Here is a 26354-nt window from a genome sequence, read left to right as displayed (position 1 = left end):
CAGCTACCTGCGCGCAGACTTCTATATCGGCCCGGGCACTGGTAGGAGCGCGCTTGCGCGCGATGGGGCATTCCCGGTGATGCCGTGTTCTCGGTAACGCTTCATCGCGCGCGAGCGCGCTCCTACGGAATTCGCGTCTGCTGTAAGCAGGATGGTGCATCCATAAACCCCGCGTATCAGCGGATCATGCGCAATAGGCACTCAGGGATGCGCGCGTCGAGATCAGTGGAAAAATGCCTGCGCGCAGACACCGGTATCGGCCTGGGCACTGGTAGGAGCGCGCTTGCGCGCGATGGGGCGTTCCCGGTGATGCCGTGTTCTCGGTAACGCTTCTTCGCGCGCGAGCGCGCTCCTACGGTGTTGCGTGTAAGCAGCGTGGTGCATCAAAGATGCCGCCGTGCATCAACGCATCTTGTCGCGATGGGCGCTCAAGAATGCGCACGGCGACATCAGCGACCGTTGCCTGCGCACAGACTCCTGGATCAGGGCACGACTCACTCGTAGGAGCGCGCTCGCGCGCGATGGGCATTCCCGGTGATGTGTGGCGTTCCCGGTACGGCTTCATCGCGCGCAAGCGCGCTCCTACGGTGTTGCGTGTTTTGTAAGTAGCGCGATCAAGCCGCAACTAACGCACGTCACCGCATGGTGTCGTGATACGCACTCAAGAACGCGCGCAATGACGCCGGTTTGACCGGTTTGGTGAGCAGGCGGTAGCCGCGTTGGCGCGCGAGTTGCTTGAGTTCATCGCGGCCGTCGGCGGTGAGCAGTGCGCCGGCGATCGGGTCCACGGCGGCGGCCTGCAAGGCGTCCAGGGTGTCCAGGCCATCGAGGCGGTCGTGCAGGTGGTAGTCCACCAGCATCACGTCCGGGCGTTCGCGGGCACGCTCCAGCGCCTGGTCCACGGTGCTGGCGGTGATCACCTCCACCTGCCAGCGGCCGAGCAGCGCGCGCATGCCGTCCAGAATCTCGCGGTCGTTGTCCACGCACAGCACGCGCAGCCCGGCCAGCGAATCGCCGCTGGCCTGCGGGCGCACCGCCAGCACCGGCACCGGTGCGGCCGGCACCGCGTCCACGCGCGGCAGCAGGATCGAGAACATGCTGCCCTGGCCGACCTGGCTACGCGCGCTCAGGTCGTGATCGAGCAGGCGCGAGATGCGCTGGCAGATCGACAGGCCCAGCCCCAGCCCCTGCTCGCCCCAGTCGAACGGCTGCTGGTAGCGGCGGAATTCCTCGAAGATCTGCCGCATGTGGTGCTCGGGAATGCCCGGGCCGGTATCCCACACCTGCAGCTCCACCTGCGCGCCGCGCCCGCGCATGCCCAGCACGATGCGGCCCTGGCGGGTGTAGCGCAGCGCGTTCGCCAGAAAGTTCTGCATCACCCGGCGCAGCAGGCGGCGGTCGCTGCGCACCCACAGCGCGCGGGCGTGCACCTGCAGCCGCAGCCCGCGGCTGGCCGCCACCGGCGCGTACTGCGCGGCCAGCTCATGCATCAGGGCACTGGCATCGAAGTCTTCGACCGTGGGGCGCAAGCCGCCGGCATCCAGCCGCGAAACGTCGAGCAGGCCGTCCAGCAACTCTTCGGCTGCACGCAGCGAGGCATCCACGCGCTCGGCCAGGTGGCGCTGCTCTTCGTTGTTCTGGTGGCTCTCGCGCAATGCCGAAGCAAACAGCCGCGCGGCGTTGAGCGGCTGCAACACGTCGTGGCTGATCGCCGCCAGAAAGCGCGTCTTGGACTGCTGCGCCAGCTCGGCCTCGCGCGAGCGGTCGGCCACGCGTTGCTCCAGGTTTTCGTTGGCATCCAGCAGCGCGCGCTCGGCGCGCTTGTAGTCGGTGATGTCGTTGTAGCTGGTGACGTAGCCGCCGCCGGGCAGTGCCTGGCCACGCATTTCGATCACCTTGCCGTCGCTGCGGGTGCGCTCGAACACATGCGGCGAGCCGGCGCGCATGTGGCGGATGCGGCGGTCGATCTGATCTTCGATATCGCCCTCGCCCAGCTCGCCGCGCTCGGCGTTGTAGCGGATCAGGTCCGCCACCGGGCGGCCGACATAGAGCATGCCGTCGGGGTAGCCGAACAGCTGCTGGTAGCGGCGATTCCACGCGGTCAGGCGCATGTCCGGGTCGACCACGCTGACCGCGGCGCTGATGTTTTCCAACGTGGTGGAGAGAATTTCGCGATTGAAGCGCAGCTCCTGGCCGGCCTCGTCGAGCACCGCCACCACCTCGCCCAGCTCCATGCCCGAGCCCCGCAACAGGCTGGTCAGCACCAGGCGCGCGGACGCGGCGCCGATGGATGCGGCCAGCAGGCGCTCGGTGAACTGCACCCAGGCGCGGTCGGCCACGGCGGTGGGCTGCAGCTCGCGTTCCAGCAACTGCGCCTGATCCAGAAACGCACGATGCGCATGCCGCTCGCCCACCACGCGCTCGGCCAGCGCCTGCAGGTCGGCCACATGCACGTGGCCAGGCCATTCGCCGGCCACCGCCGGCCGCTGCGAATACGGGTCCAGGAACGGCGCTGCGCGCAGGCGCTCGTCCACACCGGGACGCCAGCGCGCCGACACCACCATCATGGTGCCGGTGTTGATCAGCAGCGACCAGAACGTGCCATGCGCCAGCGGGTCCCAGCCGCTCATGCCGAACAGTTGCTGCGGCTGAAGCCAGCCGATGCCGAACGGGCCATCCACCAGCCACTCCGGCTGCAGCCAGCCGGCGCGCGTGGCCGCTGGCAGCAGCAGCGTGTAGATCCAGGTCATGAAGCCCAGCACCATGCCGGTCTCCACGCCCTTGCGGCTGGCGCCGCGCCAGTACAGGCCGCCGATCACGCCCGGCGCGAATTGCGCCACCGCCGCAAAGGCCATCAACCCGTAGGCGGCCAGCGTGGTGTCGTTGGCCACGCTGCGGTGGTAGCCGTAGGCGATCAACGCCAGCAACAGGATCGCCACCCGGCGGATCCACAACACCCGCGAGGCCACGGTGGCGCGCGCGTCGGCACTGCTGCGCCGGCGCAGCAGCACCGGCATCACCAGGTCGTTGCTGACCATGGTGGCCAACGCGATGCTGGCCACGATCACCATGCCGGTGGCCGCGGAGAACCCGCCCACGTAGGCCACCAGTGCCAGCACGGTGTTGCCCTGGCTCAGCGGCAGCGCCAGCACCACCGCGTCGTCCACCACCGAGCTGTCCTGGCCGAACAAGGCCACACCGGCCGAGGCGATGGGCACCACCATCGCCGAGATGATCACCAGGTAGGCGCCAAACAACCAGCGCGCGCGGCGGATGTCGCCGACATCGCTGCATTCCACCACCGCCACATGGAACTGCCGCGGCAGGCACACCACGGCCAGGAAGCTGAGCAAGGTCTGCGAGATGAAGCCCACCGATGGCGTGTGCTGGAACAGCGTGCGCGCCGAATCGGCGATGTGCAGCTGGTGGTCACCCAGCCACAGCCAGGCGAACACGCCCACCGCCACGATCGCCACCAGCTTGATCACCGACTCCAGCGCAATCGCCAGCATCATGCCGTGGTGATGCTCGGTGGCATCCACCTGGCGGGTGCCGAACAAGGTGGCGAACAACGCCATCAGCAGCGCCACGTATAGCGCCGGATCGGCAAAGATGCCGCGCCCGGCACTGCTGTGGCCGGTGAGCACTTCCAGGCTCATCGCCACCGCTTTGTACTGCAGGGCCAGGTAGGGAACGATGCCGACCAGCGCGATTACCGCCACCAGCGCCGCCAGCCGCCGCGAGCGGCCATAACGCGAGGAAATGAAGTCGGCGATGGAGACGGTGTTTTCGGCGCGCGCGATCAGCGCCAAACGTTCGATGATGCGCCAGCCAAACAGCAGCAACAGCAGCGGGCCCAGGTAGATCGGCAGGTAGCCGATGCCGTTGCGCACCGCCGAGCCCACGGCGCCATAGAAGGTCCACGACGAGCAGTACACCGCCAACGCCAGGCTGTACACCGCCGGCCGCAGCCACGGCCGCTCCGGGTACAGCGGGCGGTGATCGCCCCACCACGCCACCCCGAACAGCAGCGCGGCATATCCCAGCGAGACCAGCAGCAGTATCCAGCTCGAGACCAACGGGCTTCCTAGGCGGGAATGCGAGGGGGGAGTTTACGCAGTGGGGTCGGGAATCGGGAATCGGGAATCGCAAGAGCGGTTGGCTGGGGCGCGGTGGAGGGTGTTGGCTATGGCGGTGGATGCCGGTCATGCGCGGAGGGTACTGGCAGGCGTCCGCTGGGCGGCTCTCGTAGGAGCGCGCTTGCGCGCGATGCGCTTTACCGGGACGCCCATCGTGCTCCTCGCGCCCACGCTGCGCCGTTACCGGTGCAATTAGGCCGGGCAAGCAGCTGCAGCTGGGCCGTAGCTACAGCTGCTAGGTGAGGCGCCTTGCCGGACGTGCGTGCCGTTGGGGACTAAACAGCCGCGGTGAGACGGCGCTATGCGTTCGGCGTATCGGGACGGCTTCATCGCGCGCAAGCGCGCTCCTACAGGGCGTTGTGTTCGTGGCGACTGGCTGGTGGCGGCCTGCGGGGGGCATCGAGAACCGCATGTGCTGTCGTATCGAAACGCGCGTGGCCTATCCGTTGGCGTTTAACGTGACAGCGCGGCCGATGGCGCCCATCCGCACAGGAACGATCTGGCCAACGTCCGCTGCCCCGCTCCCGTAGGAGCGCGCTCGCGCGCGATGGGCTCTACCAGCGATGGGCGTCACCAGGAACCCCATCGCGCACCTCAATCCTCAACACTGCGCCGTCAAACGCTCCACCGTCACCGGGCGCTTAGCCCGGCAGCCGTACCTGGAGCTGGTAGGTGCGTCCGGCGACGATGCCGTGCACGCGCTGGTCCGGGCTGACCACGCCATCCACCAGCACTTCCAGCTGCGTGCGGCCCGGCTCGCGGGTCAGGGCCACCTCGAACTGCGCGCCGCGGAACTGCCGGGTCACCTGCGCCTGCGGCCAGTGCGAGGGCAGCTGCGGGCGCACCGCCAGTGCATCGCCTTCACCCACCAGCCCGAACAGGCCCTCGAGCACGCAGCGGTACACCCAGGCCACCGTGCCGGTGTTGAACAGCTGGCTGGAACGCCCGGCGGTGCGCGGATACTGGTGCCAGGCACCGCGGTAGTAATTGGGCAGCGACACCGGCAGATGCCCGCGTTGCAGCGCGTCGGCCATGTCCGGGCCCGGCAGCATGGCGCGCAGGATCTCCCAGGCGCGGTCGGCGTCGCCGATCTGGTACAGGCTGTAGAGATAGAACGCCACCGCGTGGTTGTAGACCGCACCGTTCTCCGCGGCGCCTGGCCATTTCTGGGTCAGGCGGCCCACGTCGTCGCGCATGTGCGTGTATGCCGGCGCCAGCATCACCGGCCCGTACGGCGTGTGCAGTTGCTCGCGCACCGCGGCCAGCAGCGCCGTGCGTTGTTCGGCATCGGCGGTCCCTGCCAGCAGCGCCCAGCTCTGTGGATTGAGATAGATACGGCCTTCTTCATCGTCGGCGATGCCGAAGCGCACGCCATCATCGGTGATGCCGCGCGCATACCAGTGGCCGTCCCACAGCTCGCGGTTGGCGGCAGCGTTGACCTCCTCCACCGCCTGGCCGAACTGCGTTGCCTGCGCGCTGCGCCCGTTAGCGGCGCAGATCCCGGACCACAGCCGCAGCGCATAGGCCGTGGCCACGGTCAGCCAGCCGGACACACCCACGCCGCGCCAGCCCACCATGTTCATCGGGTCGTTCCAGTCGCCTTGCGCGATGAAGCTCAGCCCGCGTGCGTCGCGCGCATCCAGTAGCCATTGCATCGCTGCGTCCAGCCGCTCGGCCACGCTGAGCGCCTGCCCGTCGTGCGTGCGCACCACCGCATCCAACACCGCCACATCGCCGGTTTCGGCCAGATACGCGTCCAGGAAGATCGGCAGCCACACGCAGTGGTCGGTATGCGGCACCTGGTTGATGTATTTGAGCTCGGCGCCTTCCACCAGCAGGATGCCGTCGGGCATCGCACCGCTGGGCTCCTGTTGCGACAACGCATGCAGCAACGCCGCGCGCGCGGTGGCCGGCTGCAGATAGGCCATGCCCATGTGGTCCTGCAGATAGTTGCGCGTCTGCGGATCGGTGGTCAGGCGATTGACGTCGCCGTGATAGAACACCTGGCGCGGCAGCCAGTGATTGACCAGGTTGTCCAGCGCCGCATCGGGCGTGGCGATCTGCACGCAGCCGCGCCCGGCCTGCAGATACTGCGCGTAGTCCTGTGCGGCAGCGGCGAAACCTTCGGCCGACAGGTACCGCGCACGCAGGGCCGCAATCTCCGCATCGTCCTTGGCCGGGCCGAACGCGAAGCGATACACCGTTGCCGCATCCGGCTCCAGGCTGAGCCGGTACTGCAGCGCGGCGGCGGGGTTTTCGTAATGCGCGTCGTGGTTGCCTAACTGCTCGGCCTGCACCGCCGACGGTGCATGCAACCCGCCCTCGCCTTCGAACGCCATCTGCTGCGCGTCCCAGGCCACCGGCGGCTGCTCATGCAGCAAGAAGGTGCAGTCCTTGAAATCGCGCTGGCGGAAGTAGTCATCCACCTTTTGATACGGCGTCACGCTGCGGCAGACAATGCCACCGAGCTCCGGCGAGTAGCCGCCGCTCTGGTGCATCCACGACATGTAGCCGATCGGGAAATACGGATACAGGCTGAGCCGCCGCGCGCGTCCGGACTGGTTGTGCACGCGGCATTCCCACAACTCCACCGCATCGTCGGTGGGCAGCGACACGCACAGCTCCACCACGATGCCGTCGTGGCGCACCCGCCAGCGCACATCGTGCTTGCCGGCGGAAAACTCGAACGCTTCCGCCGGCGCACGCACCGGCTCATGCGGCACCGAATACAGCGCGCCGGTGTCTTCGTCCTTGAGGTAGAAGAAGCGCCCGGGGTGATGCGCGTAGTACGGCTGCTCCGGCATCATGAAATTGCGCGCTTCCAGCAGCGGCGCATGCGCGTACTTGGCCGGCTCCGGCTGCATGAATTGCGCGGTGGCGTAACCGCGGCAGGTCAGCTGCACCATCATGCGGCGGTTCCACAGGAAGCCGCCGGCCGTGGGCATGGCAGTGGGGCTGTAGAGCGCATAGCGCATGCCGTCGGCGCTGGGCGCCATCAACGTGGCGAGATCGTCGGGTGCGGGGGAGGCTGCAGACACTGTCAGGAGTGCTCCGGTTCGTCGCGCTTGCGCGCGGCCAGTTCAAGCTGGATGCGGCGTAGCAGGCCGTCGTCCAGCGGGTAAAAACGCATGGTCCAGGCGGCCAGCAAGGCCACCACGCCGGGGATCACCGTCAACAGCAGCACGATGCCGGTCAACGACGCTTGCGACTGCGCGCTGTTGGCGACATAGCCCATGCCGGCCAGCACCCAGGCGATACCGGCCGAGGCCAGTGCGCCGCCAAGCTTTTGCGAGAACGTGGCCGCGGCAAAGGTCATCGCGGTGGCACGCCGCCCGGTGCTCCATTCGGTGTAGTCGGCGCTGTCGGCATACATCGAAAACGCCAATGGGGATTTCGGCCCCAGCGCCACGCCGATCAGCATGTTCAAGGCGAAAATCGCCCACACCATATCGGCGGGGATGAAGAACATCAGGCAGCTGAGCAGGCCCACGCTGGCCATCAGCGCAGTCATCAGCGTTCGCTTGTCCCAGTGACGCGTCAGCAGCGGCGTGATTGCCGCACCCACCGCCAGCGACACCGAATAGCCACCCAGAAACAACCCGGTGAGCTCCGGGCGCTGCACGTAATACTTGAGGTAGTACACGCCCGCGCCGCCGCGCATCACGATGGTGATCATGATGATCAGCGACAGCACAAACAGCACGCACCACGGGCGGTTGTGCAGCAGGTCGGCGATGTCCTGGCGGATCGGCGAGCGCTGCTGCGGCGGTGGCTGCACACGTTCGCGCGTGGTCAGCGCCACGGTGACGAACAACGCCACCGCCACTGCGCCATACAGCATCATCGTGCGTTGCCAGCCCAGCGCATCGTTACCGCCGCCGAACCACTTCACCAGATCCATCGTGCAGTAATTGACCAGCGTGGTGCCGGCAAAGGCAGCGATGAAGCGCAGGCTGATCAGACTGGTGCGCTGGTTGCTGTCGGCAGTGATCACGCCCGACAACGCCGAGTACGGAATGCTCACCACCGTGTAGGCCAGCATCATCACCAGGAAGCTGATCGTGGCCCACCACATGCGCCCGTTCTGATCCAGCGCCGGCGTGGTGTAGGCGAGCACGCCGGTCACCGCCATCGGAACGGCGCCCCACAACAGATACGGGCGGAACTTGCCCCAGCGGCTGCGCGTGCGGTCGGCCAGCGCGCCCATCGCCGGGTCGGCGATCGCATCGGCGATCTTGGTAAGCAGGATCATCGTGCCCACGGCCGCGGCCGGTAGGTGCATGGTGTCGGTGTAGAAGATCAGCAGGAACGCGGAAATGTTGGCCCAGTAAAGATTCAGGCCCAGATCGCCGGCACCGTAACCGAGTTTTTCGCGCAGGCGCAGTGGCGCCAACGGCGGAGGCGTTGCAGGCGATGACGTCATCGACAGACCTTCGGATGCGTTGAACCCGGCGGAGCGCACCGTTACGCTGCTGGACCGCTCACCTGGCAAGGAGCGCCGACGCTACACCACGCATCGGCCTGCCGCCAACGTGAAATCCGGCAACATGCCGAATCGATCCGGAGATATAACCTGACGTGATGGAGACTGCAGCAGCTGCCACGCCCGCGCCCGCTTCGCCCCTGGCCATCGTGGTGATGGGCGTTTCGGGCAGCGGCAAGACCACCATTGCGCAGGCCCTGGCCACGCACTACGGCTTCCGTTTTCTCGATGCCGACGACTATCACAGCGTGGCCGCGCGCGCGCAGATGGCATCCGGGCAACCGCTTACCGATGCGATGCGGCTGCCCTGGGTAGAGCTGCTGTCGGCGACCTTGCGCGACTGCGTGCAGAGCGGTGAATCGGTGGTGCTGGCGTTCTCCGGATTGCGCAGCACGCACCGCCAATTGCTGCGCCGCAGCGGGGTTCCGATGCGCTTTGTGTTCCTGCATGCCGCGCCGCACGTGATCGCCGCACGCCTGAGCGCACGCGCGGGCCATTTCATGCCGCCGAGCCTGCTCGACAGCCAGCTGCAGACGCTGGAACTGCCGCTGGACGAAGCCGACGTGGTGTCGGTGGACGTGGATGCCACCGTGCCGGAGGTGGTGCAGGACGCGATCGCGCAGCTGGCATTGGCGTAACGCAAACGCGTTGCAGTGGTAGTGACAGTGGGATCGATGGGTCGCATGCGTGCGTGGCGGCGTGCGATAGCGCCGCTGCAGCGCCGCCCGATTGCGGTGACTGCGCGACGTGGCAGCGCATGGGCCAGCTGCAGGTCGCGCAGCTCCAGCTTACGGATGCGAAAAAATTGCTGCCGCAGCACGTGCCGCTGACGCTGCGGCGCACGGCACGTTGCAGCAAACGGCACCATCGCGTTCGCATTCGGCGACGATGCGCAGCTGGCTGCATCCACAGCATCCAACTCAAAGCGGCTTCGCATATCCACGGCATGCACCAACACGTAATCGGTATCGGTACATGCATCGAACCCTCACCGTGATCCGCATGCGCGTACACACGCAGCGTGCTGCACCGCTACAGGATCGAACGCATCGGGCCGCTTGGAGCGCGACGTTTTGGTGGTCTGCAAATGCCGCGATACAAGGCAGCTCACGCGTGTGCCGGGCGTCACACAGGATGCGCAACGTGGCCAGGTTACTTTCAGTAGACCGCTGTTTTACAGGGATTTGCGTGATCGTCCGATTGAATCATTTTGTCTATCGCAGCCCGCGCAGATCGTGATGCATCATCAGTATTTGTGCGAATAACGAACGCGCTGAACAGAATTTTTCCAAGCTGGTACTACCAGACACAACCAGACCCGACCGCGACATGAACACGGCGCCACCGATGGGTTGCACGGTCATCGCAATCGGCGATCTTCACCACGCAGATCCGGGGGGATTCAGCGATTTCCTTCACCAATGGACACGCCGTGATGACCAATTCTCTTCGCCGCTTGCGGTTTCGCAGTTTGACGCTCATCCCCTGCCTGCTCGCCAGCGCAGTGGCTTTCGCCCAGTCCGGCACAACCGCCCCACCGTCGGTGTCCTCCCTGGATACCCGCGCCTTTGCAGCGTCCGGCCAGGTCTGGCGTTCCTTTGGCAGCAATCTTCCGTTTGCCAGCCCCAATAATTGGCCTACCGCCGGTGGCGGTTATTTCAACAGCCGCTTCGCGCCTGGCGAATGGAAGATCAATCGCACTACCGCCCCGACCCTCAAGCCGGCGTGGACCTTGACCACCACTGGCGACATCTCGGCGACGCCGAGCGTAGAAGGCGGCACGCTGTACGTGCCCGACTGGGGCGGCACGCTGTATAGCGTGGACACGCAGAGCGGCAAGCCGAACTGGCAGGCCAAGCTGTCCGACTACACCGGCAACGCCAACTCGGTGACGCGCAATACGCCGGCGATCAGCGGCAGGAGCATCATCGTTGGCGACCAGGCCTCCGGTACGGTGATGGCAATCGACAAGAAGACCGGCAAGTTGCTGTGGAGCAGCGTGGCCGAATCCAACCCGCAGGCACGCATCACTTCTTCGCCGGTGATCTACGGCAACCGTATCTACGTAGGTATTTCCTCGGGTGACTGGGGCAACCTGGCCGCCAACCACACCTTCAGCTTCCGCGGCAGCGTGGTGGCCCTGGATCTGAACACCGGCAAGAAGGTGTGGCAGTTCTACAACGTGCCCGAGGGCTATACCGGCGCATCGGTGTGGGGCCAGGTGGCAATCGATCCGATCAGCCGCCGCCTGTATTTCGGCACCGGCAACAACTACAACATCCCCGCTGGCGTGGGCAACTGCGTCTCCAATGCGCGCTCCTACCGCGGCAGCGAACTCACCGTGCAGGATGAGTTGAACTGCATGGCGCCGGACAACTACGTCGACTCGGTGGTCGCCTTGAGCCTGGACACCGGCAAGCTGGCCTGGGCCGACCGCGCGCAGGGCTACGACGCCTGGAACCTGTCCTGCATCGTGGCGCCCACCAATGGGCTGTGCCCGAACACGCAGGCCACCAACCTGACCGGTCCTGACTACGACTTCGGCGGCGCCGGCGTGCAACTGTTCACCGTCTGGCGCGACGGCAAGCCGCAGCAGCTGGTCGGCGCCGGCCAGAAGAGCGGCATTTACTGGGCCTTCGACGCCAGGACTGGCGCCAAGGTGTGGTCCACGCAGGTAGGCCCGGGCGGCACCACCGGCGGCGTCGAGTGGGGCACCGCGTTCGACCCGTACAAGTCGCAGGTCTATGTGGCCATCAATAACAGCTCCAACGCTACCTACACCCTGGGGCCGGACAACACCGTCAGCCACAACGGCGGCTCGTGGACAGCCCTGGATGCGGCCACCGGCAAGATCAAGTGGCAGGTCAAGGTGCCCGGCGTGAACAGCGTCAACCCGAACGTGCCGGCCGGTGGTCAGGGCTCGCTGACCGTGTCGCCGAACCTGCTGTACGCCGGTTCGATGGCCGGCAACATGGTCGCCCTGGATACCGACACCGGCGCCACGTTGTGGAACTACAACGCCACCGGTTCGGTGATCAGTTCGCCGGCAGTGGTCGACGGCGCGCTGTATTGGGGCGCGGGCTATGGCCGCTTCAACTTCGGCACCGCCGCCACCAGCAACCAGCTGATCAAGTTCGTGCCGGATAGCGGCGCGGCCAAGTAATCGGCAAGTACGTGCGCTGCGTTGAATGACGCGCAGTGACAGCAAAACAGCGACGCCACCTTCGGGTGGCGTCGTTGTGTGTGGCGCCGAGAGACGGGCCGCATCCGATGCGCGTGTGCACATGATCGGCGCCCTCATTGCTGCACGTCCCACACCGGCCTTGCTTCGAGCGCGAGTACGCCCTACAGCCGCGTGACCTGGCATAAGCGGATCTGCCCCGCCTCCAACCCATGCGCTTCGGCCGCGCGACGGCGCAACGCGCACACTAGTTCTGCGGCATCCAGCACACCATCGGCAGGCACCGCCACGCTGTGGGCCAGTTGCCCCCACAGCACCGGCCGACCATCGCAATAGCCTTCGTAGTCGGCGAAGTAATGCAGCAGCTGCCGCTCAGGTGCCAACGTGGACATCGCCCTGAATCTCCGTGCAGCCCAGATGTTCCAGCGCGATCTCCAGCCCAAGCAAATAACTCTGCGCGCAATAGCCACGCACGATGGCCACACGCTGGCCCAGCCCGGCGGGCAAACAACACTCCGGCCGGTCCGCGCTATCGTCGTGGGCTTCCACATACGGATACGCCAGCCCGGCGAGCACGCAGTGCAGCCGCACGTTGTCTACGCAGCTGCCCGGATCGATCAGCGCGATCTCCATGCGCGCCTGCCCGGCAACGCGTAAGGCATCCAGCAACTCCTGCTCCGACCCACAGGCGCGCAGCGCCACCGTCTTGCCCGCATCCCCGGCGCAGCGCACCAACTGGGTGATCACCGCACGCGGCAATGCCTGCGGCCCACGCACCAGCGACGACGCCGCTTCCGGCCCACGCAGAATCATGATCGACATGTCGGCGGCCTCAGGCAGCCACGCGCATCGGCGCATGCAGCGCCGGCAAACACCGCGCCGCAATGCCGAGTGACATCGCATACGCACGCGGCGCATCGTGTGGCGTAATCACCACCGCCAGCGGCGCATGCTGCGGATGCAGCCACGGCTCCAGCTCCTGTCCGGCGTCGGCATGCAGCTCGATATACGGCGTGGGCAAGGCATCTACTGCCGCACGCAAGGCCGTCGCATACGTCCGCTCGGACAGCGGCAGATCGCCGGAATCCAGCAGCACCAATTCCACCTCGGCATCGCCACCGGCTGCCTGCAGCCCGGCGATCAAGCTCGCAAGGTCAGCACACGCCAGCATGCGCAGGTCACGCCCGGCACACAGCGGCAGCGGCGCCACCAGCATTGCATCGGACTGCGGGCCACGCAAAATCAGGATACACATCGTCTTCGACTCAACGCACCACAGTGCGGGAGTGCCAAGGTAGGTCTGCACGGCGTAAAGAGGCTATGCCCGCTACACTTCGCGGGCATAAAGAGTACGTAACGGCTTGCCGTCACCAGTCGAAACGGCGCGACATGCAAGTGATGACAATGCTCAACGCGCACAGGGCTGAAACGCGTTTATGCCGTGAGAACACTGTCCCGCAGGGCGTTCAATTACCGCCTAAGCATTTTTTTGTAGTCGATTGCCAGCGCTACCATTAGCAACAATTCCGAGAAGAAAAACAGCTTCACGGTTTTGGCCAATGCCAAATCGACTCCAGACCACTGGAGTATCAGAAAGAACACGGAAAACAAGATGATGTAACCGACCTGATAAACGACAACCGTCCGAAGCCATCTTCTTCTGGCACCCCTCATGCTGTGCTCGCTTGCCTGAATTACCTGGAAATCATTGTGCAACACCACTTCCGGGTCAATCGTAGATCAGTCCGGCTGGAGTCATTTCTCACCACCACTCGGAAGCTACATGCCGACGCAACTGATATAACCTTCTATCAACGCAACAAAGATCTGCAAGCCACCGGCGGCAGACTTCGCAGATGGACCAGCAGTTTCCGCCAGCGAACTGTTGACCCCTACTTCTCCCTCCGCCAATTGATCGATCCCTTGGTCTCCACCGTGCTCGATTCGGCTTCCACATCGAAGCCGCGGCTGAGCAGGTATTTGAGCGTCAGCACCGAGCCGCTGCCGACCATCGAGACGCCGTAGCCGACGTAGAGTTTGGGCGAGAGGTACTTGCCGAAGCCCACCACCGAGCCGACGGTGCTGGATTCGCTCACCCCGGCTTCGTCGAGGCCGAGCTTGGCGCCGATCTGCGAGGCGATCAGGCTGCTGCCGGCGGAGAGCGCGGCCGAGGCGGCGCTGACCTGCTGGGTTTCGTCGCTGCTGGCGGTGGACAAGCCGCGGCCGAGCACCAGGTACGACAGCGCTTCGGATTGCGACATTGCCGGCTCCGACCACACATCCGCACGCGGCGATTCGGCGCGTCCGCTGACGTCGATACCGGCGGTGACGTCGCCGATCTTGCGTTCGGCGCGCAGGCTCACGCGCGGGTCGGAGACGATGTTGTTGTTCCAAGTCAGCTGGCCGCGGCTGATGGTCAGATCCTGGCCATAAGCCTTGTAGCGGCCGCGCACGTCCAGCCCGCCATTGGCGGTCATTTCGCGGCCCGGGCGCGCGCGGATCTGCATCTGGCCGCTTAGCCCGCCTTTCAGGCCGAAACCGCTCATGTTGACCTTGTCGCCGAGCACGATGGCCAGGTCCATATCCAGCGGCGAAGCGGGTGCGGCTTCCGGGTCCACCGGGTCCAGCACCACCACGTCTTCGGACACCGAGGTGCCGCGGTCGAGCCGTTCCAGATCGATGTCGGCCTCGGGCACGGTGACCTTGCCACGCAGCTGCATGGTGGTGTCGACGATACCGAACTGCATGTCCGGGTTGGCGACGATGCGCAACTCGCTGGTGTTGTAGGCCAGCACGTTTTCACCGCGGATATTGAGCAGCAGCGGCGTGCTGGTGCCGAACCACGACAGCCCGCCATCGATGTTGAGCGTGCCGTCGCCGGACTTGGCCGAGGCGGTGATCTTGGCCGAGCCATCCGGCAGCGCGTCGAAGCGGCCCTTGCCTTCGCTCAGGGTCAGGCCCATCGACGGGTATTCAGCGGTGAAATCGCTCAAGGTCGCATCGCCGCCGAGCAGCGGTTTGTCGCGCGTGCCGCGCAGGCTCACGTGGCCTTCGACCAGCCCCTTGGGCCGCACCACATCGGCCACCACCAGCTCCAGCCAATACAGCCGCGACATGTTGAGATACAGCTCGCCGTTGAGCGGCGCGTACGCATCCCAGCCGGTGTTGAACTTGGCATCCACAAAGCCATTGCCCTGGAAGCCCACGCCGAGCTTGCCCTGGATCTGTTGCGGGGTGAAATCGGCCTGCACGCTGAACTGGTCGTAGCGCAGCAACTCGCCACGATTGGGATTGCCGGCCACCGCCGCGTAGCGGTTCTCGCCCAAGCGCACGCCGCCTTCCGGCGAGGCGATGCGGAACGAGCCTTCCCAGGCATTGCCGCGTGGCTTGAAGCTGCCGTCCAGGGTGAGGTCACCGCGCAGATAGATCTGCCGGCCTTCCTGCTTGGGCAGCCACGGCTGCACCAGCGACAATGGCAACGCGTCGCCATGCACCACCATGCCCTCGCGCGGCCAGTTGGCGCTGGCGCATAGCGCACCGCCGGTGGCGGCGCCGAGGCAGGTATCCGACAGAGTGAATGCAGCGCCCTCGGTGCTGAACTGCGCCGGCTGGCGCAGTGCCCAGGCATCGCCCTTGGCCGGCACGATGCGCAGCGTGCTCACCTGCCCCTGCCAGCGCGCGCCGTTGCGGCGCACATCGCCCTGCAGCGCGACGCTGGCCATGCTGTTGGCGATGTCCGCATCCAGCCGCAGCGCTTCCACCGCACCGCGTGCCTGCACGCGCACGCTGTCCAACACCACGCCCGCTTCGATGGCGGTGCCCTGCAAGGCCAGCTGCCCGTCGCTGCCGCTCCATGGCAGGCGCCCGCGCAGGCTCACGCTCTGCGCGCTGTAGTCGTCCCAGCGCAGCCCAGTGCCGGCCAGGTCGGCAGTGACAGTCGGCGCATCGCGGCGGCCGTTGACCTGCAGCTGCCCACGCACGGTGCCGGTGGCGCCAGGCAACAGGTCGTCCAGCTGCAGCGGCTGCAATTGCGCCGCGATGTCGAGCTGGTCGCCCACCGTGCCCTTGGCGTCGATGCGGCTGCTGCCCAGTGCCAGCTGCAGCTGGCCTTCGCCCTGCGTGCCGCGCAAGGCGAACTTGCCATTGGCCGACAGCGCCCGTTGGCGCAACTGGCCGGTCAAGGTCGGGATGTCGGCGGTGGCCTCGTAGCCCGGCGAGACGCCCCCGGCCGGTGCCGGCAACTGGCGGCCCTTGGAGGCGACCTGGCCGGACAGATTGCCGTTCCAGCCCGGCACGAAATAGCCCGGGTCGAACTTGGCCAGCTGCGCGGTGAGGTCCCACTGCAGTGCGGGTGCCCAGGCCACCTCGCCGGTGAGATCCAGCGAGCCGCCCGGGGTCTTGGCCTGCACCTGCTTGAGCTGGGCACGCTGGTCGTTGCCGCGGCTGTCGAACACCAGTTCGGCCTGCTGACCATCGCGCTGCACGGTGGCCCGCCCGATGGCGGCCCAGGCCTTGAGCGTCCCGGCCAGGCCCAGGCGTGCGTCGGTGAGTTCCACTGGCACCGCCGGCGCATCCGGAGTGGCAGGGTCCGCCGCAGGCGTAAAGCGCAGGCCGCTGGCATTGACCGAAAACCGGAAGCTGGCGTTGTCGGCATCGCGGAAATCGGCGCTGCCGCGTAGCTGGGTGCGGCCTTCGAACGCATCGATGATCAACGGCTCCACCGTGAGCACCTGGTCTTGCAGGCTCACGTGCGAGGGCTGCAAGGTGGCACTCAACTCGCCTTGTTTGACGCTGCCACGCAAGTCGGCCTTGCCGCCCTTGCCCGAGGCCTGCAGGTCCAGCGCGATCGGCGTGGCCGGCGGGGTCTCCTGCCCGGCGGGCGCCGGTATCAGCAGTGAGGTATCCAGAGCCTCGGTCACCGCCTTGAAGGCCCAGGTCGGGTCGTCGCGGCCGGTGAACACCAGGCTGGCGCGCAGCGGCGCCGGCGCGCGCCCGGCGATCGCCACTTCCATCTTGTCCAGGTCACCGCGTGCCACCAGGCCCAGGCTGGCCGGCGTGCGCCCACGTGCGGCCGGCAACACCGCGGTGGCGGTGAGGTCGGCGCGGTAATCGTCACTGGGCACGTAATCGCCGTTGAGGCGGAAGTCGCCCATGTCGGTATCGACCACCAGATTGCGCGTGCGCAATTCGCCGGTGGCCACTTCCAGGCCGCCCTGCACGCGGTGCAGGGTGATCATTGGCTGTTGCAGCTGGGTGATGCGCAGGTTGTCCACGCCAATGTGGTCGGCCTGGATCGCCAGCGGCACGTTGATCTGCGGCAACGACTCCGGCCAGCTCGGCAGGGTGAAGGGCTCGTCGCTCTTGCCCAGGTTCAACGTGGCATTGCTGACCTGCACCGCGTCCAGTTGCAGCTTGCGGCCCAGCAGCGGGCGCAGGTCGGGCTCCAGGTACACGCGCTCGGCGGTGAAGTGGATGTCCTGATACCTGAAGTCGACATTGCGCAGGGTCAGCGGGCCGGCCACCGGGCCTTCGACGCTGCCATAGGTGAAGCTGGCACCCACCGGCAGGCGCGCGGTGACCTGGGCCAGCAACACATCGCGCCCGGCCACGGTCTGCAGCAACCAGTACAACGCAATCAATGCCAGCAGGCCCAGGCCGAGCACGGTCAGGCCGGAGCCCACCCAGAACCGGCGGCGCCGGTAGAAGCGCGGGCGCGGCGCGGGGCTGGTGGGGGGCGTTGGTGTATTCACAGGTTCGCCCCGATGTCGATGTAGAGCTGAAACTGCGAATCGGGGTCGTTCAAGCCGTGCGCAATATCCACCCGCACCGGCCCCACCGGCGAGCGCCAACGCAGGCCGAAGCCAATGCCGGTGCGCCAGTCCGGGGTGTCATCGAAGGCACTGCCACTATCGACGAACACCGCCCCGCCCCACGGCCCGCCCTTGAGGTAATGCTCGTATTCGGCGCTGGCGGTGACCACGTTCTTGGCACCCAGCGCAAATTCGTCCGGCTTGGGCGTGCGCGGGCCCACTTCGCGGAATGCATAGCCGCGGATGCTGTTGGGGCCACCGGCAAAGAACCGCAGGCTCGGCGGCATCGCCACCAGATCGCTGGTCCAGGTGGTGCCACCTTCGCCACGCAGAATCACCCGGCCGTTTTCGCCAGCGCCCAGGAACCACCGCAGCTGGCCGTAGAGCTGACCGAAATTGGTGTCCGACCCGGCACCCTCGGCGCCGCCGCGGATGAACATCTGCCCGGACACGCCGCTGCGTGGGAACAGCCGGTCATCGACGTTGACGTAGTTGGCCTGCAGCTGCGGATAGATGAGCGTGGAGGTCTCGTACACGGCATCGGTGAAATCGCTGCCGCTGCTGAAACGCCAACGCTCGCGCAAGGCGTTGATCGAGGCGATCGCACTCCAGCGCTCGTTGATCTGGCCACTGCGGCTGCCGGTGAGTTTGACGTTGCGCAGGTCGATGTATTCGGTCTGCTCGTCGTACAGCCGCGCCGAGGCGGTGTACCAGCCATCCAGCCAGCGGAACGCCGGCACCCGGTAGCTGGTGGTCAGGCTCTTGCGGTTCTGCGCGTAGTCCAGCTGCGTGTCCATCTTGTGGCCGCGCGAATTCACATAGCGCCGCTCCACGCCCCCGCGCACACCGGCGCCGCTCTCGCTGCCATAGCTCAGACCGGAGGTGTACACGGTGCGCTTGGCGCGGGTGAGCTTGACGTCCACCGGCACCCGGCCTTGGTCATCGGCTTCTTCCGGCTTGGGCTGGATGTCGATGGTGCTGAAGTAATCGAGCTTGGTCAGCGACTCGCGCAGCCGATCCAGCTTGCCTTCGTGGTAGTAGCTGCCCTCGTCCCAATACACCAGCGGCTCGAACAGCCCCGGGCGGAAATAATCGTAGTCAAAGCGCACGGTGCCCATGTCGTAGCGGCGGCCGCTGTCCCAGTTCAGATCGATGTCGGCGGCATGCTCGGCACGCGTCACCGCCACCCGGCGCTGGGTGAAGTCGGCATCGAAATAGCCGCGTTCGGCTAGGCGGCGGGTGATGCGCACCTTGCTGGCTTCGTACTGTGGATGGCTGAAGACCTGCCCTTCGCGCGGCTCGAACTGCTTGAGGTCCTGGCCCAGGTAGCGGTCTTGCTCGGCCCAGCCGGTGATCGAAATATGCGACTGCCGCACCCGCACCGGCTCGCCACGGTTCACGGTGATCACCACGGTCAGGCGCTCGCCATCGCGCGGCGCGGCAATGTCGATGGTGGGCGAGTAATAGCCAAACGGCTCCAGTGCCTCGCGCGTCTGCCGCTCCGCCTGCGCCAGCAGGTACTCAAGCCGCGACTCACCCTGCTCCTTGCCGACAGCCTCATACAGCGACAAGGACACCTCGATGTTCTCGATCATCTCGGCGTCGTCGTCGCCGTCCAACCCCTTGATCTCGATCTTGTCGATGGTTCCGCGGGCAGCCGCTTGCAGCGGAATCAGCAGAGTACACAGCAGGGAAAGAGCAAACGCGACTTTAAGCATCGGCAAAGGATACCCAGCCTATGCGTGAAGGGACAAAAAATCTGAAGAAACATGCCTATACGGTACCGGACTGAACTGGGTACAGTCGGTACGCGTTAACGTTTTGTTGACACCCATTGCGTGCGGCATCCCGATTTCCGCACGCCCGTTAGACCTTTGGAGAGAGAGGTTCGTTACATGAAGCGTCATTTGCTGGTTACCGCCGTGTGCACCGCCCTGACCATGCCATCGCTTGCAATGGCGCAGGCGCAAGGCGAAGTGACTCAACTGGACAAGGTGACGGTGACAGGGTCATTGATTCCCCGTTCCCAGGTCGAAACCGCAACCCCGGTCTTTTCGATTACCGCCCAGGACATCCAGCGGCGCGGCTTCAAGGACGTCTACGACGTACTGCGCTCGCAGCCGATGGCGACTGGTGCGGTCCAGGATGGCCAGTTCAGCAACGGCTTCACCGCGGGCGCGAAGTCGCTGAGCCTGCTCGGCCTGGATCCCGGCTTCACCCTGGTGCTGATCGATGGCCGGCCGATGGCCGACTACCCGTTGCTCTACAACGGCCAGAGCAACTTCGTCGATCTGGCCAGCGTGCCGGTGGGTATGGTCGAGCGCATCGACGTGGCGCCCGGCAACCAGTCCTCGATCTACGGCTCCAGCGCGATTGCCGGTGTGGTCAACATCATCCTGAAAAAGCGCATGGACGGCGTGCAGATGAATTACCGCATGGGCACCTATGATGGCGGTGGCGGCAACAACCAGCGTTTTCAGCTCACCGGCGGCAACGAGATCGGCGGCGCCAATATCGTGTGGGGCCTGCAGCTCAACAATCAGGACCCGATCTACGGCTATCAGCGCCGCGATTTCGATTCCACCAACGACAATCCGGACCCGACGCTGCGCTATGGCTCGCGTATTGCCTTGCATAACCTGCCAACCACCTATATCGATCCCGGTGCCGAAAATTGCGCTGCATTGGGACCGCTGTTCAATGGTTCGGTGCAGTACGACAATCGCGCCAACCGCGGCAACTTCTGTAGCAGCCGCGCAGTGCCGGGGTACGCCAGCATCCTCAACAAGGAACGTAGCGCCAGCGGCTATGCCAACCTGAGTTATGCGTTCAACGACAATGCCGAGCTCTATTCCACCTTGCTGCTCAATCGCACCAAGGTGGAAGTCAACGGTGGCTCGCGCTTCTGGCAGACCTCGTCAGACACCGGTGGCTTTTTCTACAACCAGAACAGCCAGCAGCTCGAAAGCTATCAACGTATTTTTGCGCCTGAAGAAACCGGCAATCAGAATTTCAACAACGACCGCCAGACTGCCGACTCCTACAACATCGCACTCGGCCTGAAAGGCGGCCTGGGTGCCAGCAACTGGACCTACGATGCGTACTACGCACGCTCGGAATATCGCATCGAAAGCCGTCAGCAGTGGCCGCTGGCCGACCGCATCGAGGATTTCTTCCGCGAACAGTTCCTTGGCGCTCAGCAGGGCGAGTACTACGGCTACCCGATCTATTCGCCCAACGATGCCAATTTCTATCGCGCGTTGACGCCGGCGCAGTACCGCAGCTTCAACGATGAAATCCGCACCAAGTCCAGGACCTGGACCCAGAACGTCAACCTGCAGCTGACCAACACCGAGTTGTTCAACATGCCGGCCGGTGCGGTCGGCATTGCCGGTGTGTTGCAGGCCGGTAATCAGTACTGGACCAACCCGACCGACCAACGCGTGATCGCCGGCGACTTCTACCAGCTGACCGGCACCCAGGGCAGCGGCAAGCGCGAGAACTGGGCGGCCGCCTTCGAAATGCGGGTGCCGATCCTGAGCACCCTCACGGCCAACCTGTCCGGCCGCTACGATGACTATAAGAACCAGGGCGGCGGTGGCGACTCCAAGTTCACCTACAAGGCTGCGCTGGAGTTCCGCCCGATCGATTCGCTGCTGTTCCGCGGCAACTACGCCACCGCATTCAAGGCACCGGACATGGCGTTCTCGTTCGCTGGCGACAGCGGCTTCTTCCAGGGCGTCAATGACTATTACCGCTGCGCGGTTGAAGAACCCGGTGTGCCGATTTCCGACTGCACCTATGCCGGCACCAGCATCCAGGGCCGTCGGTCCGGCAATGCGGATCTGAAGTCGATCACCGCAAAATCCTGGGGCGCCGGCGTGGTGTGGTCGCCGAGCGCACGCTTCAGCGTCAATGCTGATTACTACAACATCAAGATCGATGACAAGGTCAGCGACCTGAGCACCGATGCATTGCTGCAGAACGAATCGGCCTGCCGGCTCGGTGCCCTGGACATCAACTCGCCGACCTGCGTCGACGCGCTGTCGCGCATCGACCGCACGGCCGCCGATGCGCCGGTACCCAATCGCCTGAGCAACATCCGCATCAATCCGGTCAATATTTCCAACGAGGAAATCTCCGGCGTGCTGACCAAGGCGACCTACAACCTGGCCACCGAATCCTGGGGCCTGTTTGTGTTCGACGCGCAATACAACCTGACACTCAAGCACGAAAGCCAGCAGTTCCCGCAAGACCCGGTGCGCGACCTGCTGAGCGAGCCGTTCTTCTCATCCGAGTTCCGCAGCATCACCAATGCCTCGATCACCTGGCAGAAAGATGCGTGGACCACCACCTTGTTCGGCCAGCGCTACGGCCGCACCCCCAACCTCACCGCGCAGCAGAGCACCGATGGCTATGCGGTGGAAGGCGCACGCAAGGTCGGCGCCTGGACCACGCTCAATGCAACACTGGACTATGCGATCAACGACGACATCTCGCTGACGGCCACCGTCAACAATCTCGCCGACACGCGCCCACCGCGTGATCGTACCTACACCGACTACCCGTACTACAACATCTTCAACTACACCGGCTATGGCCGTTCCTACATGCTGGAATTGAACTGGCGTTTCGGCGCGCACTGACGTTACCGTCAGGCCGTCTTCGACCAACGGCAGCCACTGGCTGCCGTTGGTGTTTCAGGGATTGGCTGGTGCAGCCGTGTTTGTCCATCAGAGGGCCACGCGGGCGGGGCGATACCTCAAAGGGATGGGCTGCATCGGCGCGTCGGGCAATGACCCAGTGCCCCGGCAAGTGGCTCAGATCAGCCCGGCCTGCAACAAGGACTGCCGCAGCGGCTCCAGCTGCGTGGCATAGCGGCGCCATTCTTCGACGTTGCGTGCATGCACGCCTTCGCGCACCTGTGCGCTGCTCAAGGTGGCAGAGGCCGCCGCATTGCGGGTGATGTCGACCTGCTCCGGCTCGATCTGCAAGCCGCAGCGCGCCATCAACTGCTCGAGGATCGCAGATGGCGCGCGCACCATCTGCGCATAGTCCACATCGATCACCCGCCCGGGCAAGGCCGCGCGCCACTGCGCCATCAATGCGTGGTACGCCTGGTAGTGACGCGCCAGCGTGGTCAGATCGTAGCTGTACGCATAAGAGTCACCGAACAGCGCACGGTAGTTGGAGAAACACACCGCCATGGGGTCGCGCACCAGATGCACGATCACCGCATTGGGTAGGGCGCGAGCAATCGCGCCGATCGCAACCGCATTGGCCGGCAGTTTGTCGATGAACCAGCGCGCGCCACCGGCACGCCATTGGGTCTGTTCCAGATAACGCTGGCCGATCTGCGCATAGTCCAGTGTGGGAAACGCCTGCAGCAGGCGCGCGTCCAGCAGGCTGCGGCCCGCCTGGTCGGCGCCCCAGCGCAACTGATGACCAAAGTCGTTCAATTCGCCAGCCGACACGATCTGCGAATGATTGCCGAGCATGCGCTCCAGCACCGTGGTGCCCGAACGTGGCAGGCCCAGCACGAAGATCGGTTGCGGCCCCTGCATCTGTTGCGCACCGGGCGTTGAGAACACGCCCTGCTCGGCCAAGGCACCCAACTGCGCATACAACCCGACCTCGGCGGCGGCGTCATGGCGCAGGCGGGCATGCATCACCGCATTGCCGTGCGCAAGCGCCTGCCAGGCGCCCTCGGTATCGCCCAGATCTTCCAGTTCCTTGTACAACGCGAAGGCGATCGCAGCGCGATCTTCACTTTGCGGCGCGGCCTGACGCAGCTGGTGCTGCAAGTGGTCGACATGATTGCTGGCGTGGGTCTGGCGGCGCAAGCGCGCACGCGTCAACGACGCCCGCCCATAGCCGGGCGACTGCGCTAACACATGCTCCAGCGCCTGCGCGGCCGCATCGAGGTGCCCGTTGAATTGCAGCTGCACGGCCAGGAAAAACCGAAAGTCAGCGCCATCGAAGCCAGCGGCCTGCGCGCGTTGCATCATCGCCAGCGCTTCGGGGTGTTCGCCCAGGGATTGATGCACATGCGCCAGCAGCGCCAAGGTCGCGCCATCGTGACAGTCGGTGACCGAAGGATGCCGCAACAGTGCATGCAATGCGCGGTGCTCGCCAACACGCAGCAGCGCCTGCGCCACCCGGCAACGCAAGGCCACATCATCGCCCAGGTCCTGGGCGGCCAGCCGCAACTGCGCGACCGCTTCGCGCATCCTGCCGCTGGCGAGCACGGTGCCGGCCAGCAGCACCCGTGCCGCAACATGCGTAGGCTCTTCGGCCAGCAATGCCTGCAACGCGGCGGCCGCCACGCCCATGTCGCGACGTGCCAGCGCGGCCTGGGCGTGTTGCCAGTGAACCGCGCCGGCGGAGGTCGCCATCAGCTGGACAGATGCTCGATGGCGGCAACGCTGCCCAGGCGGTCGCCGAGCTTCTTCAGCAGGGCGAGCCGGTTGGCGCGCAGCTGCGGGTCTTCGGCATTGACCATCACGCCGTCGAAGAAGGCATCCACCTGCGGGCGCAGGCGCGCCAGGCGGGCGAGCACGGCGACGTAGTCGTGGCGGTGCAGCGCATCGCCGGTGTCGCCGATGGCCGCTTCCACTGCTTCGGCCAGGGCTTCTTCGGCCGGTTCGCGCAGCAGCGTGGTGTCGATGTCGCCGGGGATTTCGCCTTCGACCTTGCGCAGGATGTTGCGGATGCGCTTGTTGGCTGCAGCCAGGGCTTCGGCCTCAGGCAAGGTGGCGAAGATGCCAATGGCGTCGATGCGGCGGTCGAAGTCGTAAAGCGATGCAGGCGTCAACTCGGCAACAGCATTGAAGTGCGTGGCCGCGACGCCCTTGTCGGCGTAGTAGCCCTTCAGGCGGTCGAGGATGAAGTCGTAGAGATCCGCCCGTACCGTCTCTGTGTTGCGGTCGGCATGCGGTTTCACTGCATCCGGCAACGACGCCAGGCCCACATCAATCAGCTTCGGCAGATCCAAATCAAATCCAGACTCAATGACCGTCCGCGCCAACCCCAACGCATTGCGCCGCAACGCAAACGGATCCTTGTTACCCGTCGGCTTCAATCCAGCCGCAAAGCCACCCGCCAACGTATCCAGCCGCTCGGCAATCGCCAGCACCTTGCCCAGCGGCGAGAGCGCGATGTCGTCGCCGGCAAAGCGTGGCTGGTAGGCCTCGTCGATCGCCAGCGAAATTTCGCTCGGCTCACCGGCAGCCTTGGCGTAATGCCGGCCGGCGATGCCCTGCAGTTCCGGGAACTCGTTGACCATGCGCGACTGCAGGTCGTTCTTGGCCAATTGCGCAGCGCGACGCGCCTGCACCGGATCGGCACCTACTTGCGGCGCAATTGCTTCCGCCAGCGCCGCTACACGCGCAACCTTGTCGGCCACCGTGCCCAGCTTGGCCTGATACGTGACGCTGGCCAGGCCCGCGCCCATCGCCTCCAGCCCCTGCTTAAGGTCTTCGTCGAAGAAGAACTTGGCATCGGCAAACCGCGGACGGATCACGCGCTCGTAGCCCTTGGCGACTTCGGCGACATCCTTGGAGACGATATTGGCAATCCCGATGAACTGCTCGGTCAACTTGCCGCCGTCGTCCAGCACCGGGAAGAATTTCTGGTTGATCTCCATCGTCTCGATCAGCGCTTCCTGCGGTACCGCCAGGAACGCGCGCTCGAAACTGCACAGCACCGCCGACGGCCATTCGACCAGGTTGACCACCTGCTCCAGATTGTCGTCGCTGATGCGTGCGCTGCCACCGGCCTGCCTGGCGGCCGCATCGACTTCTTCGACAATGCGCGCACGGCGTGCATCGGCATCCACCAGCACGTGCGCGGCGCGCAGCGCGTCGATGTAATCGCCCGGCGCCGCCAGCGCGATGTCGCCGTCATGCATGAACCGATGGCCGCGGGTGATGCGGTCGCCACGCACGCCCAGCAGCTCGGCCGGGATCACCGTATCGCCGAACAACAGCACCAGCCATTGCACCGGCCGCGCAAACGCGTATTCATGCGCGCCCCAGCGCATCGGCTTGGGGATCGGCATGGCGGCAATCGCCTCGCGCAGGATCTCCGGCAGCAGTGCGGCGGTCTGTGCGCCCGGCGTCACCGCACGGTGCACGAAGCGCTCGCCCTTGGCGTCACTGGTGCGCTCCAGCGCGGTCCAGTCGATCCCGGCCTTGGCCGCAAAACCGGCCAGCGCCTTGGTCGGCTTGCCTTCGGCATCGAGCGCGATGTTGAGATACGGGCCCAGCACTTCGGAGCGTTGCTCGGGCTGCTCGGTGGCCACGCCCGGCAGCAGCACCGCCAGGCGCCGCGGGGTGGACAGCGGCTTGGCATCACCGCGGGTGACGGCGACGCCGCGCTTTTCCAGCCCGGCCCGCACGCCGTCGAAGAAGGCCTGCGCCAGGCCCGGCAGCGCCTTGACCGGCAGCTCCTCGGTGCCCAGTTCGATCAGCAGGGGTTGCATGCTCATATCACGTCCTTCCGGGTCGCCAGCAGGTCGCCGCGCCCAATCGTTTTGTCTTTCGACTTGCCGCGGGCATCGCGGTCGTCGCCATTGATCGCCAGCAGCCAGAGTCCGGCCACCGGCAGCAGAAAGCAGCCAAACAGGAACCAGCCCAGTGCGTTGCGGCCGCGCTGCTGCGCCCACCAGGCGCAGAAGTAGCCGAACGCCAGCGGCGCCGACCATAGCGCGCCAATCACCCAGATCATTTCGCTGTTCGGTC

Annotated in this window: 14 protein-coding genes; 3 read left to right on the top strand and 11 right to left on the bottom strand. The window is 65.6% G+C overall.

The features are described from left to right. Positions 1–635 precede the first annotated feature (635 nt). From QRM60_RS16960 to QRM60_RS16950, 3 genes are all read right to left on the bottom strand, one after another. Positions 636–4079: a PAS domain-containing hybrid sensor histidine kinase/response regulator gene (locus QRM60_RS16960; protein ID WP_115529495.1), complete on the bottom strand. Its 3444-nt coding sequence runs from the start codon at positions 4077–4079 to the stop codon at positions 636–638. Positions 4080–4780: 701 nt separating this feature from the next. Further along, entirely contained in the window at positions 4781–7135 is a 2355-nt protein-coding gene (locus QRM60_RS16955) for an NdvB protein (RefSeq protein WP_285446738.1), read from the bottom strand. A 44-nt stretch (positions 7136–7179) separates the two neighbouring features. Continuing rightward, positions 7180–8562 (bottom strand): MFS transporter, encoded by a 1383-nt coding sequence (locus QRM60_RS16950; RefSeq protein WP_076040948.1) that lies wholly within the window; start codon positions 8560–8562, stop codon positions 7180–7182. A 158-nt stretch (positions 8563–8720) separates the two neighbouring features. Here QRM60_RS16950 and QRM60_RS16945 point away from each other — a divergent pair, with 158 nt between their 5' ends. Then, on the top strand, positions 8721–9260 hold the full coding sequence (locus tag QRM60_RS16945) for a gluconokinase (protein ID WP_285446678.1): 540 nt from the start codon (positions 8721–8723) through the stop codon (positions 9258–9260). A gap of 797 nt (positions 9261–10057) precedes the next feature. Next, positions 10058–11785 (top strand): PQQ-binding-like beta-propeller repeat protein, encoded by a 1728-nt coding sequence (locus QRM60_RS16940; RefSeq protein ID WP_285446677.1) that lies wholly within the window; start codon positions 10058–10060, stop codon positions 11783–11785. Positions 11786–11967: 182 nt separating this feature from the next. Here QRM60_RS16940 and QRM60_RS16935 read toward each other — a convergent pair whose 3' ends face one another. The 5 genes from QRM60_RS16935 to QRM60_RS16915 form a co-directional block, all read right to left on the bottom strand. Beyond that, entirely contained in the window at positions 11968–12195 is a 228-nt protein-coding gene (locus QRM60_RS16935; RefSeq protein WP_040942082.1) for a hypothetical protein, read from the bottom strand. After that, a complete protein-coding gene (locus QRM60_RS16930; RefSeq protein WP_285446676.1) occupies positions 12176–12625 on the bottom strand; it encodes a 3-dehydroquinate dehydratase in 450 nt (149 codons plus the stop codon). Before QRM60_RS16930 ends, QRM60_RS16935 begins: the two co-directional genes overlap by 20 nt. Before the next feature lie 10 nt (positions 12626–12635). Further along, positions 12636–13058 (bottom strand): hypothetical protein, encoded by a 423-nt coding sequence (locus QRM60_RS16925; RefSeq protein WP_285446675.1) that lies wholly within the window; start codon positions 13056–13058, stop codon positions 12636–12638. A 637-nt stretch (positions 13059–13695) separates the two neighbouring features. After that, a complete protein-coding gene (locus tag QRM60_RS16920; protein ID WP_285446674.1) occupies positions 13696–17553 on the bottom strand; it encodes a translocation/assembly module TamB domain-containing protein in 3858 nt (1285 codons plus the stop codon). Next, on the bottom strand, positions 17550–19331 hold the full coding sequence (locus tag QRM60_RS16915) for an autotransporter assembly complex family protein (RefSeq protein ID WP_285446673.1): 1782 nt from the start codon (positions 19329–19331) through the stop codon (positions 17550–17552). Before QRM60_RS16915 ends, QRM60_RS16920 begins: the two co-directional genes overlap by 4 nt. 237 nt (positions 19332–19568) lie before the next feature. On the opposite strand from QRM60_RS16915, the gene QRM60_RS16910 reads away from it, so the two are divergent. Beyond that, entirely contained in the window at positions 19569–22259 is a 2691-nt protein-coding gene (locus tag QRM60_RS16910) for a TonB-dependent receptor (RefSeq protein ID WP_285446737.1), read from the top strand. Between the two features lie 174 nt (positions 22260–22433). Here QRM60_RS16910 and QRM60_RS16905 read toward each other — a convergent pair whose 3' ends face one another. Genes QRM60_RS16905 through QRM60_RS16895 form a run of 3 tightly spaced genes read right to left on the bottom strand, consistent with a single transcriptional unit; the run spans position 22434 to position 26340 of the window. Next, on the bottom strand, positions 22434–24008 hold the full coding sequence (locus tag QRM60_RS16905; RefSeq protein ID WP_285446672.1) for a tetratricopeptide repeat-containing sulfotransferase family protein: 1575 nt from the start codon (positions 24006–24008) through the stop codon (positions 22434–22436). Then, the gene (gene glyS / locus QRM60_RS16900) at positions 24008–26101 is read right to left on the bottom strand and encodes a glycine--tRNA ligase subunit beta (RefSeq protein ID WP_285446671.1); all 2094 of its coding nucleotides are present in this window, start codon (positions 26099–26101) and stop codon (positions 24008–24010) included. The genes QRM60_RS16905 and glyS overlap by 1 nt, the downstream gene beginning before the upstream one ends. After that, complete coding sequence (locus tag QRM60_RS16895) at positions 26098–26340, bottom strand: hypothetical protein (RefSeq protein WP_285446670.1); 243 nt, start codon at positions 26338–26340, stop codon at positions 26098–26100. Before QRM60_RS16895 ends, glyS begins: the two co-directional genes overlap by 4 nt. Positions 26341–26354 lie beyond the last annotated feature (14 nt).

Source organism: Xanthomonas sp. fls2-241-TYG-148 (assembly GCF_030208815.1).
Taxonomy (GTDB): Bacteria; Pseudomonadota; Gammaproteobacteria; order Xanthomonadales; family Xanthomonadaceae; genus Xanthomonas; species Xanthomonas campestris.
This window is presented reverse-complemented; position numbering and strand designations above follow the sequence as displayed.